Below are 13272 nucleotides of genomic sequence, written 5' to 3' on the forward strand. Positions count from 1 at the left end.
GGCAGTCATTGTCAACAGGACGGCCATTTGGTATAGTCTTGAAGAAAATAATGATTCATGTTGAGAAGAGTTGGGTGCTAATGGCGGATGAGCGAGCGGAAGATAAGCTTAGCAAAATGATAGATGCGGCAAGACTGTATTATGAACTCAATCACAATCAAGAGGAAATCGCCCAGAAGCTTGGCGTCTCGCGTCCCACGATCTCGAGATTCTTGCAGCAGGCGAAGGACGAAGGGTACGTGCAAATCAAGATAATCCATCCAGGAGAGAACAACGGTGCTCTTGCGGTAAGATTGGAGACGAAGTTCGGGCTGAAGAAAGCGGTAGTCGCATCGGTGCCGCATTACGAGGACGGCGTTGTCAAAAAGTATATCGGCGAGGCAGCGGCCCACTATCTATATGATACGGTCAAGAACGGCGACATAATCGCCGCCACTTGGGGGACGACGCTGTATCAAGTGGCGCTTCATCTGAAGGACAAGCCTGTCCGCGACGTCAAGGTTGTACAGTTGAACGGCGGCGTCAGCCACTCGGAGACGAATACATATGCGTATGAAGTTGTACATTTGTTCGGCAAAGCATTCCACACCATGCCGTATTTCATCCCGTTGCCGGCGCTGGTCGATCATAAGATCGTGAAGCAGACGATCGAGAAAGACCGGCATATCCACAATATTTTGGAGCTGGGCAAGCAGTCTAATATCGCCGTGGTGACAGTAGGAGCGCCGTCCGAGGATTCGGTGCTGATTCGGGCGAACTATTTTACCGAGGAAGAACTGGCTATAATTCGGGCGAAAGGGGCGGGCGACATCTGCTCCCGTTATATCGACACGGCAGGCGATATTTGCTCGGAGGAGCTTGATCAACGAACGATCGGCATCAGCCTGGCCGAACTAAAGCGGAAGGAACAGTCCATTCTAGTTGCCGGCGGGGCAAAGAAGGTAGACGGTATATTCGGCGCGCTGATCGGCGGGTACACGAACGTACTAATTACGGACCAATTTACGGCCCGATATTTGCTGGAGCGGGAGACGTAACGAGACGATGTAAATCCACAACCGTATGAGGTTGTGGATTTTTGATGTGAGGAGAATGATGGATTCGATGGTACTTGAATTGTCTTGGCATTATAGAACATTTTTGATTCTAACTATGAATGTTGATACAAAATCAAAAATGACAAGGACAATCAATAGTCATCATATACGAAGAAGTCGGCGATGGATTATACTGCAGACACATTCTTGCCACTGTAAAAACATCTATATTCGGTTGAGTATATCCCTACAGAAGCGAGGTGAGAACACGAAGTTTGAAAGCGCTTTATTTAAAAGGGGACCGGAGAATGACTTTATGCGGCAGGACTGGCAACTCTATGCATGGCTAGGAGGAGTGAAGTGAATGAAGAGAAGGCTTAAGAAGTACATGTCTGTTCTGCTCGTCGTTTCCATGGCATTTATGCTTATGCCCGCGGTGGTTTTGGGCGCGGAAGAAGACGGGGGCTCCACATCTACCGCTTTGATAGAAGTGGGCAATGTATTGGATTTTGAGGATGGCGAGCTGGCAGGGACCGTAACCGGCGCTCCGGCAGCCAGTGGCTCCGGGTCAATTACGGTAGCGGATTTTGATTCCAAAGTACTTCGCGTTCAACCTCCATCCGATACCGATTCGAGCACGGCCAAACAAGCAAGCTATTGGTGGACGCTTCCTCTTGATAGCGGCGAATATGACCTTACCGGCAAAGATCAGGTTGAAGTCGCTTTTGACTGGTGGGTTGACATTACCCGTCCTAGCGCGAACTCGCTCGATGTCCGCCTTAACGACGGTGCGGATCAAGTCGTAACGCTTCGAACTGCCGGAGGCGGAACTAATGCGAACTCACCTGCAACCGTATCCTACTACACAGGAAATATGGCAGCCAATAACGCTCCGGCAATAGGAAGTGCCACTAACGCGCTAACAGGCGTGCCGCGCTTGACCAAACTTTCGGCAACTATATACGTTGATCTTCTGGCACAAGTGGCATCAATCAGCGTTACCGACGGCGGTTCACTGGCATACACCACGCCTCAGCCAATCGCGATAGGCTCCGACGAGCTGACCAGCATGAGCATAGGAGCGAGCCGGGCAAGCGGACAAACCTGGGCAAGGTTTAACGCGGTTACGGGCGTTGACTGGGATGAAAGCACCTATGGAATGCGCGTTGATAATATCCAATTCAAGGCCGCTTCGTCCGGTGGAGTAAAACCGATCATCAACCCGAGCGAAATAACCATATCCCCAACCTCCACCGCTAATTTGGAATATGGAGAAGGTTCGCTTGCCGACAAACATTCAGCCACATTCAGCGCGGTTGTCATGCCTATCAATGCAACCGACAGAACGTTTACATGGTCGATCAGCGACGATACCATTGCCGCTATCGTTGTAAACGATGATGACAGCGTAACCGTTACTGCGATCGGCGAAGGCGCGGCCACTCTAACGGCTGTGTCCAATATGGACGGTTCCATTACGAACAGCGTGCAAATCAATGTAACTTATGTCCCGTCGATTACGGAGTCTACTCCGGACTTTTCCGCCTTATTAGCGGAAGGGTACACGCAGCAATTCGGGAGCAATTTTGCCGGTGACGCTGCAACCCCGCTATGGATATTCGCTGGTGGTACATACCATACCCTTGCCAGAGAAGACGCTCCGCAAGTCAATAATTATTTCGGATTTGCCGCGTCTGGTTCCGGAAATCGCGGCGGTAAGGGAGATTTGCCGTACGCCGTTTCCGGCAGCAAGGTATATGCTAATTTGGACTGGAAGGTTCCAGCGGTTACCACCGCGCAGAATACGTTTAATTTAAGTTTCCAGGATGGAGCCAATGTTCTGCTCAGTTTAAGAACAGGCACCTATAACGGCGCAAGGACAATAGGCGCGTTTGCAGGGGCTTTACCGGGACCGACCGGCTCTAACCCGGCTAATTTTTGGAGCAGCAACCGTTACCAAGCGTTTACTTATAACGAGGTTAATATATGGTATACGGTAGGCATAGAGTTTGATTTTGATACGATGATCGCTACGGTTTCCCTTGTTCCGAGGGATAATGCCGCGGCGGAGCCGTCGGTGCTGACGGTTCCTTTTGAGGGAAGCCAGATAAGCTCGTTCGTTCTTACTGGCGAGCGCGCTGGAGGAAACAACCTCGGCGTTGTAGATAATGGCGTCGATAACTTGTACTTCTTTACAAAACCTCTTTCATCGGACACGATTACAGAAGTGCTGCCCTATGACTTCTTGCCGGAGCGTCCCGGGGCGGCGGACAATAATACATGGCAGAGCTGGTTTAAGACGGTTTACATCGGGGATTTGGCTGATGAGGCAGGGCTTAACCTGCCGGCAACCGTTAATGTTAAGGTGGCGGGCGGCACTACCGAATCGGTAGGCGTAACCTGGGAATTAACGGAAGCCCCATGGTCTGCAACAGCCGCGGAGTTGGTTTATGACCCGAATAAGCAGGGCGTATTCTCCTATGTAGGAACGCTTGCGGATGTTCCTGGCGTAGCGGTCAACAGAATGGGAGTTTCAGCGAAGCTTTACATTGAGAACCGCCATGAAGACAAAATTTCATCCGAGCCATACTCTATGGAGTGGTTGGACAGAGGAGTAGTAGCCATTCCGGTAAACAGCGGAGAAGGCATACTTGTCACATGGCGATTGCTCGCTTCGGAGTATAACAAGGGCTTAACATTTAACGTGTACAGAAACGGCGATAAGGTCAACACGTCACCGGTTGCTGTGCTGGATTATGTTGACGCAGGCGGTACAGCCGGTGACGTCTACGTGATAGAGACGGTAACTACCGGGGCAACAAGCAATCCTGCAACCGCATGGGCGAACAATTATATCGACATTCCCATGCAGAGGCCGGCGGATCGTCCCAACCCGGCGCTTGCTTACGGCGCGACATCCAGTGCGGATCCTATTACCTACACAGCCAACGACACTTCCGTAGCGGATGTTAATGGCGATGGGCAGTATGAGATTCTTGTAAAATGGTATCCGTCTCAGGCTCAAGACCCGGGCCTCGCAAACAGGCACACCGGCGAGACGATATTCGACTTGTATACCCTTGAGGGTAAACTGCTTTGGAGAATCAATCTGGGTATCAATATCGTGTCCAGCGCGCATCACAGCGCGTTTAACTTCTATGATCTGAATCAGGACGGAAAAGCCGAGTTCTCGGTTAAAACAGCAGACGGAACTAGGGGTTATCTTCCTAAAGCGGATGGTACGATCGATGACCTGTCAGACACTCCGGCTTGGGTACTGGGCGACCCCGAAGCGGTATGGGTAGGCGGACTTCAAAACCCGGCAAATGATAACCAGGTTAACAATACGGCGCTTGGCAGAGTGGCGTCCGGCCCGGAAACCTTAACGGTATTCAACGGCGAAACAGGCACGCCGGCTGATACGGTCGATTATTTTGCGCCGTACAACATAACCTCCAACTGGGGCGACACCAACAATAACCGCAGCGATCGCTTCAACGGAGCGGTGGCCTATATGCCTAAGAATGGCGAGCATGGCGCGGAGCCTTATCCTACGGTTATCGAGGTGCGAGGTCACTACGGTCCGCATTTTGCGGCTGCTTATCAGTTCATAGACGGCAACATTGTGGAACTCTGGACGTTTACGCTAGCGAATTGGAACGCCGGCAGTAATCAAGGCAATCATAACTTACAGATTGCCGATGTGGATTTTGACGGTTATACCGAGGTGGTGCTGGGCGGCGTCACGATCGACCAAGACGGAACGCTCCTGTGGAGCACCAATGGAACTAGGGGTACAGCAGCTGCGGGTCACGGTGACGCCCTGCACGTAGCCGCAATGGTTCCGGGCAGCAACGAGATCTATGTGTTCCAGCCGCATGAAGCCGGACCTCCGAACAATGTAACCTTGGTTCGCGGTTCCACAGGGGAGCCTGTGTGGACGTATGCGGCAAACCTAGGCGATGTTGGGCGCGGCGTTGCGGCGAATGTAACTCCTTTGCCGGGATTCGAGGTTTGGGGAATATCGACGCCTATGTACAATGTTGTGAGCGGCGAGGTTATTACAACCGATGTCGGAGGCATTGGCGTAGCTAACAAGGCTCCCGTTAACTTCATCCTGTATTGGGACGGAGACCTGCTTAGCGAGTTCTTTGACGGGCCGGATAATTCGACCACAACAGGCGCGCCATCCATCACGAAGTTTAATTATGAGATTGAAACCGGGAACAGCGAGCTTACAACGCTTCAGACTTTGACCGGAACCTATTCCAACAACGGAACAAAGGCGAATCCAAGCCTGATCGCCGATATCCTCGGAGACTGGCGCGATGAGGTTCTTGTTCGCACTAGCGACAACAATTCTTTAAGAATCTACACGACGGATATTCCGACGGACAATGTGATTTTCACGCTGATGCATGATCCGCAGTATCGTTTGGCGGCGAACTCGCAGAACGCTATGTACAACCAGCCGGAGCATTTGAGCTTCTACCTGGGTGAAGACATACGAGACGAAGTTCAGGCGATGCAGCTTCCGGCGCCCAACCTCTATTATACGGATGCGCCAGCAGTGAATTCTACGCTTTCGGCGACGACGGCAACGTTCTATAAGAATGCTAGAGCTGACATCACGGTGACGGTTATATTAAAAGGAAACACGCTCACGGGAATCAAGAAGGGTGATACTGTACTTGCTGACACCGACTACAGCCTCGCCGCTGCAACTTCGGACGGCAAGCAAGCGGTTACGATCAAGAAGAGCTACTTGGCAACGCTATCGAATGATGATGTCCTGACCTTCGTATTCAGCGCAGGCGAGCCAGCGGAACTGAAGATTAAGGTGACGACGAAGCAGACGCCAAATCCGACACCGAATCCGGAAACTCCGACGGATCCTGACTCGTCAACGGATTCCGGTACCGCGGAACAGAAGCCCACTCCGGAGAAGCCGGTACTGAACAAAGCCATCGCGAACGCAGAGCAGATAAAGGCTAAAATACAGCAAGCGCTGCAAGCGAATCCGCCGATCAACTTCTCTGACGTACCGGGGACGCATTGGGCTGCAAAAGCAATCGAATATGCTTCGCAGCTTGGCATTGTCGAAGGCGATCCTAACGGTGAGTTCAAAGGTTCGGATCATGTAACTCGAGCTGAATTCGCTGCGATGATCGTTCGCGCGTTAGGTATGGATACGACAGGAGAGGACGGTTCCTTCTCCGACACGGATGGTCACTGGGCGGATGCCTCCATTAGAGCATTGCATCGCGCAGGTATCGTATATGGTGCAGGCAATGGCGCGTTCAATCCTAACCAAGGGATCACTCGCGCCGAGATGGCTGCAATGCTAGCTCGTGTGCTGAACATGAGCGAGGCTAACGGAGTATCAAAGTTCTCCGATATTAGCGGCCATTGGGCTGCAGACCATATCGATCAGCTTAGCCGAGCGGGCATCGTGAACGGTGTCGGCGACGGCAAGTTCACACCGGAGGATACCGCTTCCCGTAATCAGTCGGTGGTGATCATCATGCGGATGCTGAACATCGTACTTGATCTAGGTCTCGATCTGTAAAACGACTATATTTTAGAAATAATGAGGCTGTGGAAAAATATCTGGCAGAGGAGGATGACGATTCAATCTATGGATGCGATCTTGAGTGTCGCAGAGGAGAGCTCCTCAACTACTCAAAATAACGAGAAGTTTACGGTGTAATATTAGTTGAAAAAACGCACCCTGAGGGATGCGTTTTTTTGTTTGCTGATTTTTTCTAATTAAATTATAATCAATAAATTTCCTTCAAAAGCTCAAACACTTCCTCTACAGAAAGCCCGAAGGATTTGTAATAAGAGGTGTCGATGACCATTTGCTTCAGGATTATATCATTGCGTCTTTGAAGCATTTCATCGGGGGAGAGCTCGGTAACAAAACAACCTTTGCCGGTTACGGTGTAGATCAAACCAAGCCGCTCGAGCTCCTCCCATGCTTTTTTGACGGTAATGATACTGACGCGAAGCTCCGTGGCCGCTTGGCGTATGGGAGGCAAGCTATATCCGTTTTCTAGTTCGCCCTTCAGGATTTGTGCGCTGATTTGTTCAAAAAGCTGCTGATATATAGGCTTCTCAGAGGTGTTCGATATAGCTATGTTCATTAGATTTCCACTTTCTCAAACCGTTTAATGGCAATACGATAAGCGATATACGTACAAATCGCGAATATGACGATGCCCGTGATCAGGATTCCAAACTGAAGAGCGAGATTATCGGCACCGGTTCCTTTGAAAAGATCATGCACGAACGAATTCTGTATGCCGAGCCATTCCGCCCCAATGGCGAACAAAATGGCAGCCGTTATGGAAACAATCGACGCAGCGCCGTATTTGTAGGCTGTTTTATAATACATGGATATAAAGATGATGTTGAAGATCGCAACCATGACGAAGCATAGTCCCCAGAATCCTAACGAGGGCTGGAAGAAATAGTAGATCAAATTCGGATATAAGCGGATACTGATGAAGCCAAAGATCATGGCGACTACAAGGTGCAGCAATTCCATAATGACAATAACGGATACCCTTGCTTTGACCATGTCATTTTTGGTTACAGGCAGTATGCTCGTAAATATGAGATCGTTTTGCGTTTTATAGCCTGCGAACATATTCGGTATCGTAATGAAGCAAAAGTAAAGGATGACTAGGAAATACAACCATGAGGGAATAAACATTAAGGCGCCCGTCAAGAAAGGCATCACATAAAAGAAGGGACTTATGCCTAACTTCATTTCTTTCATCAGTAAGTTATACATCATTATCCTCCTTTTTCGAGAAGTAGATCATGATCTCTTCGAGATTAGGCGCGGTTGATTTGATATCCGAAGAGAAATCGAAATCGCTCGTATGGATCAAGCCAGTAAAGCCGAATGAATTTTTCTTATAGGAAATCAACTTGTCCTTGATCGAATCCAATTGCTCTTTGCTCCCGTTCACCAGACGATAGGTGTCGATGAATTGTTCTTTTTCGGAGCTGTTTATAATTTGTCCGTTATGGATGTAAGTAATATAGTCCGCGCACTTTTCCAAGTCGGAAGTAATATGGGTGGAGAACAGGATAGTGATTTCGCCATCTTCGACCAGCTCTTGAAAAATATCCAGCAGATTATCTCTCGCAACCGGATCAAGTCCGCTCGTAGGCTCATCCAGGATAAGGATTTTTGCGCCATGCGATAAAGCTAAGGCCAAGTTGTATTTTACTTTCATTCCGGTGGATAGCTCGGCAATTTTTTTATTCTCATTCAAGTTAAATTTTTTTAGATAATTATGATAGGCTTGATCATCCCAATTGCGATAGAACTTTTTGATTACGTTCGTTAAGGTCTTGATTTTGCTGCGCGTGTAGAAATCGATATCCCCAAACGCCGAGCCGATATTTTGTTTTAGTTCGACTTCGTGTTTGATCAAATCTTTTCCAAAAATACGAATCTCGCCGCTATCCATTCGAGTCAAGTTAAGGATGGATTTGATAGTGGTAGTTTTTCCTGCGCCATTGGCTCCAATAAAGCCCATAATATAACCTTTTTCCAGTTGAAAAGACACGTCTTTCAATTGAAAATGCTCATACTTTTTGTTTAAAGCTCTAATCTCTAAGGCCAGCATATCGTACCTCCGCTCCATAATTGTGTATGTTGTGTATGCACAATATAACATTGAAGCGGCGCCGATGTCAAATAATTACTTTTGAAATGCTCATATTATATTTAGACCGGTCGGGATCGTTCTTTTCGATACGTACGGGGAGATAGGCCAGACAGCTTTTTGAACACTCTGCCGAAGTGGGAGAAGTTCTCGAATCCGCAGTGTTCCGACACTTGAGTAATGCTCCAGTTTGTTTCGCGCAGCAAGTTTTCGGCTTCTTTGACCCTGGTAATGTTGATGTATTGGGTAAAGCCAAAGCCTGTAACTTCCTTGAAGACACGGCACAAGTGGCCTTTGCTAATATAAAAATGGTTGGCGATATCGTCCAAATGGAGCGGTTCACGGTAGTGCAGATTAATGTGGCGTATAATATCCGTTACTTTCTGCTGGACGGGTGTAAGCTCCATATTAGGCAATGTCTTGCGCTTCCGAATGTGGCGAGCGGTGAACAGCATTAATTCAATAGCCATGTTCCGGATATGCAGTTGATAACCTGGAGGCTCCTCGTTTAGTTCGGTCAACAGAGAACCAAGCAGCTCTTCCACGTGCATCCGTTCTTGCAGGTTCAGTCTGATTAGCGGATGACCAACATGGAAGGGGGCCAAAAGCAGATCTATATCCTCCTGCGAAATGCCCTTAAAGAAGGCTTCACCGAAATGAAGAACGACCCGTACGTGATTGGGCTCGCTGAGCCCTGACGTTTTGTGGACGACGTCGGAGTCGATGAGCACCATATCGCCAGGGTGAACATGGTGGACGGAGTCTCCGATAAAGAAGTTCCTCTCTCCGCTGTATAAATAATAAATTTCGTACGACTTATGGTAGTGGGTGTTCGTCATGGAATGATGGCCGAATCTCCGGTCGAATTCAATCCACAAGGGTTCGTTTATTGAGCCGAGAAGCAGTGTGTCGGGAAGTGATTGAACAGTCATATGGAAAGCTCCTTTCACTGACGTTAGACTGTTTTTATTATATCAATATTTGCGGGGTTTGGAGAATAGATGTGTATAAATGCGGAGAAATCACTCCTATCTTCATGTTAATCTTGAAGCATGAGAATCGTTTCTTTGGACAAGAGAAAGGATATGGAGGAATAGATGATATGCGCAAATTCGAATGCAACGAAGCGGAAGTAAAAGAACTTATTGACCGAGTAGTTCGCCGAACCATGAACATGGATTTCACTTGGAATTGGTCATGCGGGGTAGCTTATTACGGGATTTGCAAAGCATGGGAAGTAACGGGTAATCAAGAATACATCGATTTTCTAGTCAAATGGGTGGATGAATATTTGGAGCTCGGTCTGCCGCCAATGATGGTTAATGCTTGTGCCATGGGCCATACGATGCTGACCCTGCATGAAGCCACGGGAGACAAGAAGTATCTGGATTTGGCTTTGATGAAAGCTGAATATTTAAGCAAGGAAGCGATCCGATTCGGGAATGGCGTGTTTCAGCATACGGTATCGTCCAAAAATGATTTTCCGGAGCAGGCGTGGGCGGACACGTTGTTCATGGCAGCTTATTTCCTGCTTCGCCTTGGATTCAAACTAGACAAAAAGGAATACATCGACGATGCGCTTAATCAATTTTACTGGCATGAAGAATATTTGCAGGATACCAAGACGAACTTATTCTATCACGCCTGGGATAATGTGAGGCAAGATCATCTGTCCGGCATTTACTGGGGCAGAGCTAATGCGTGGGCCGCTTATACGATGGCACAATCTTACAAAATGCTGAATCCCTTCATGCCGATGTGGATGCAAATCGGCGGTGCGCTTGGCGATCAATTAAGCTCTCTAGCGAGGCTGCAATCACCGGACGGTCTGTGGCGCACGGTATTGAATGATGACACTTCCTATGAGGAAACGTCTGCCTCCGCAGGTATTGCTGCCGCGCTGGTATCCTATGCGCATCCCCTTCATCAAGACTATATGGCCAAAGCTTATAAAGGGATATTGGCCAACATTGATGAAGACGGTTCGGTTCGCAATGTATCTGCAGGTACGGCGGTCATGTATAGTTCAGAGGATTATAAAGTCATCTCCAAGAAGAGAGTGCAAGGCTGGGGGCAAGGATTGACATTGGCTTACCTGGTAGCCTTGCTTCAGAATAGGGAAGTAGTCAGCAAGATTTAGTACAATCTAACAACAAGAGGGTGTCCCCAAAGGGCACCCTCTTGTTGTCGTTAATTCAAAGTCGGACATCGCTGGAAGGACCATTGCTTTCGTTTCGCCGCGCTTCGTCCAGCTCATGCGCCCACGTCAAATGCTGATAAGGAGCAGCGGCAGTGTCCGTATCAAACCATTGCATGAAATCTTGCCACATGGCAGTCGTCCAGGCTGCATCGATTTGCGCCGTCGTGTAGATATTGGCGTTAAGACGCGCAAAGCCGAATACGTCGCGCACCTGCGATTTCTCCGCATTAGCTGCGGTGAGCTCCGCCAAGTGGGCAGGGATGAAGATAACGCCCGCCGGCGTGCCGAGCACGACGTCGCCCGGGAGACAGATTGCGCGCCCGATGCGGGCCGGAACATTCATGCCGACCATCGTTACGTCGGCGATCGCGGTCGGGTCGCTGCCTCGATAGTAGACATTGATGTTTTCGATTTGCGTAATTTGCTGATTATCTCGAATGCCGCCCCAAATAACCGCGCCGCCCGTTTTTGTACGGGTAGATATAGCAGTGGACAGGTTGCCTCCTACATAAGTACCTTGATAGATTTTGTCGAACATATCGATGACGACGACGTCCTCTTCTTCCAGCGAATCGATGACCCATTGGTTGAAAAAGCCTCTGCGTCCCTCTTGCTCGTGGCCGTAATTCATCAGCGTATCATGCAAGTCCGGCCGCTTAGGCACCATGACGGCTGTCACCGCGCGGCCGACCATTACTTTGTTCGGATGAATGATCTTGAAATCACCCTCGAATTGATAGTGATACCCTCGAGACCAGAGCGGTCCCCAAGCTTCCTCGAGCGTAATGCGGCTTAAACGTTCCAGCACGTTGGACGGCACTTTGGGACGGCCGTCCGGGAAGCGTTCGCCTTGCCATAGCGGTGACAGCTGTATTGTATCTTCTGCATTATTGAATTTCATAGTGGACACCTCGATCTATTGTATTGTGCTTTGATTAGCACCAATTTAACTCCAAAGCCGGTCATTGGACCAATAGCCGTTCCATTCGTCGGTAGGTTGCCATTGTCCGGGAATTTCCGGATGCAGATGCGCAGCGATGACCTCGTCGTTAAGCTCCTCGATGCCTAGACCAGGCGCATCTGGCACGTGGATGAATCCGTTCTGGACAAGCGGCTTCGGCAGCTTGCTGACAATGAGATCATCCCACCATTCGACATCGACGGAATGGTATTCCAGCGCCAGGAAATTTTCGGTGGCGGCTGCGACGTGAACAGCCGCTAGGCAGGCGATCGGGCTTTCCGCCATATGGATGGCCATTGCGACGCCGTATTCCTGAGCCATGTCGCCGATCTTTTTCGTTTCCAATATGCCGCCGGTCGTCAGCACGTCAGGGTGAATGACGGATACGCCGCCGGCTTCCAGTAGAGGCCTAAAGTTTTCCTTCAAGTAAATGTCCTCGCCGGTACAGATGGGAGTCGTCACCGCGCTTGCGAGCTGCGCGTATTGATTCGTGTACTGCCAAGGAATCATGTCCTCCATCCAAGCCAGATTGTATTTGTCGATGCGGCGACCCAGCTTGATGCAGTCCTGCAAGCCGATATGTCCGAAATGGTCGATGGCAAGCGGAACCTCATAGCCGATGACCGCGCGTACTTCGGCAACGTATTGCTCCAGCATGTCGAGGCCTTTCTCGGTAACATGAATGCCTGTGAAGGGATGCGCGATGTTGTATATATCGTAGTGGCGGTTGCGCGCTTCCCGCAGCTCATGCTCCGGTAGATTCGAACCTTTGCGGGAATACCAAGCCTTGGACAACGCCTTCATTTCATCCAGAAATCCAAGCGGCGCGCTCAGCGTTCCTGGCTCATGAATAATTTGATTGATGCCGAGATCCATTTTGAGGAACGTGTAGCCTTTTTCCATCCTTTTTTGCAAGGCCAAGCCCATTGCCGTGCCGGTAGCTTTGCCGTCTACGTCGGTATCGCAGTACATGCGGATCCGATCCCGGAATTTGCCGCCAAGCATTTGATAGATTGGCATGCCATAGGCTTTGCCGGCGATGTCCCAAAGGGCGATCTCGATGCCGCTTACGCCGCCGCCTTGCCTTGAATGCCCGCCGAATTGCTTGATTCTGCGGAATAGCTTGTCGATATTGCACGGATTTTCGCCGAGAAGTCTGCTCTTGAGCTGCAGGGCAAACTGTTTGTCGGCTCCGTCCCGCACTTCGCCGAAACCGACGATGCCTTGGTTCGTGAACACTTTGATCAGGCTGCAGTGCATAGGTGCGCCGGCAATATCGGCAAAACGAATGTCGGTAATGCGAAGCTCCGACGGCCCCGAGTAGGTGTTGACGTAGGACAATGTGCTTTCATAGGTTTCCGGTTGAGTCATGGAAATAGCTCCTTTGCG

General features: G+C 49.6%; 9 protein-coding genes. 3 read left to right on the forward strand and 6 right to left on the reverse strand.

The features are described 5' to 3' along the window. Positions 1 to 80 precede the first annotated feature (80 nt). Both AC0YN0_RS03840 and AC0YN0_RS03845 read left to right on the forward strand, forming a co-directional pair. The gene (locus AC0YN0_RS03840) at positions 81 to 1037 is read left to right on the forward strand and encodes a sugar-binding transcriptional regulator (RefSeq protein ID WP_475820078.1); all 957 of its coding nucleotides are present in this window, start codon (positions 81 to 83) and stop codon (positions 1035 to 1037) included. Between the two features lie 364 nt (positions 1038 to 1401). Beyond that, positions 1402 to 6606, forward strand: coding sequence for a rhamnogalacturonan lyase family protein (locus tag AC0YN0_RS03845; RefSeq protein ID WP_475820079.1), 5205 nt, complete (start codon positions 1402 to 1404; stop codon positions 6604 to 6606). A gap of 211 nt (positions 6607 to 6817) precedes the next feature. Here AC0YN0_RS03845 and AC0YN0_RS03850 read toward each other — a convergent pair whose 3' ends face one another. The 4 genes from AC0YN0_RS03850 to AC0YN0_RS03865 form a co-directional block, all read right to left on the reverse strand. After that, positions 6818 to 7183, reverse strand: coding sequence for a GntR family transcriptional regulator (locus AC0YN0_RS03850; RefSeq protein ID WP_475820080.1), 366 nt, complete (start codon positions 7181 to 7183; stop codon positions 6818 to 6820). After that, positions 7183 to 7836, reverse strand: coding sequence for an ABC-2 transporter permease (locus AC0YN0_RS03855; protein ID WP_475820081.1), 654 nt, complete (start codon positions 7834 to 7836; stop codon positions 7183 to 7185). Before AC0YN0_RS03855 ends, AC0YN0_RS03850 begins: the two co-directional genes overlap by 1 nt. Continuing rightward, a complete protein-coding gene (locus tag AC0YN0_RS03860; RefSeq protein WP_475820890.1) occupies positions 7829 to 8683 on the reverse strand; it encodes an ABC transporter ATP-binding protein in 855 nt (284 codons plus the stop codon). The genes AC0YN0_RS03855 and AC0YN0_RS03860 overlap by 8 nt, the downstream gene beginning before the upstream one ends. A 101-nt stretch (positions 8684 to 8784) precedes the next feature. Continuing rightward, the gene (locus AC0YN0_RS03865; RefSeq protein ID WP_475820082.1) at positions 8785 to 9654 is read right to left on the reverse strand and encodes a helix-turn-helix transcriptional regulator; all 870 of its coding nucleotides are present in this window, start codon (positions 9652 to 9654) and stop codon (positions 8785 to 8787) included. 170 nt (positions 9655 to 9824) lie between these two features. On the opposite strand from AC0YN0_RS03865, the gene AC0YN0_RS03870 reads away from it, so the two are divergent. Next, positions 9825 to 10862 carry a glycoside hydrolase family 88/105 protein gene (locus AC0YN0_RS03870; protein WP_475820083.1) on the forward strand — a complete coding sequence of 346 codons (1038 nt, stop codon included), beginning with the start codon at positions 9825 to 9827 and terminating at the stop codon, positions 10860 to 10862. Between the two features lie 55 nt (positions 10863 to 10917). Here AC0YN0_RS03870 and AC0YN0_RS03875 read toward each other — a convergent pair whose 3' ends face one another. Both AC0YN0_RS03875 and AC0YN0_RS03880 read right to left on the reverse strand, forming a co-directional pair. After that, complete coding sequence (locus AC0YN0_RS03875; protein WP_475820084.1) at positions 10918 to 11823, reverse strand: RraA family protein; 906 nt, start codon at positions 11821 to 11823, stop codon at positions 10918 to 10920. A gap of 45 nt (positions 11824 to 11868) precedes the next feature. Then, the gene (locus tag AC0YN0_RS03880) at positions 11869 to 13254 is read right to left on the reverse strand and encodes a mandelate racemase/muconate lactonizing enzyme family protein (protein WP_475820085.1); all 1386 of its coding nucleotides are present in this window, start codon (positions 13252 to 13254) and stop codon (positions 11869 to 11871) included. Between the last annotated feature and the right edge of the window lie 18 nt (positions 13255 to 13272).

This window comes from Paenibacillus sp. J22P218 (assembly GCF_056269195.1).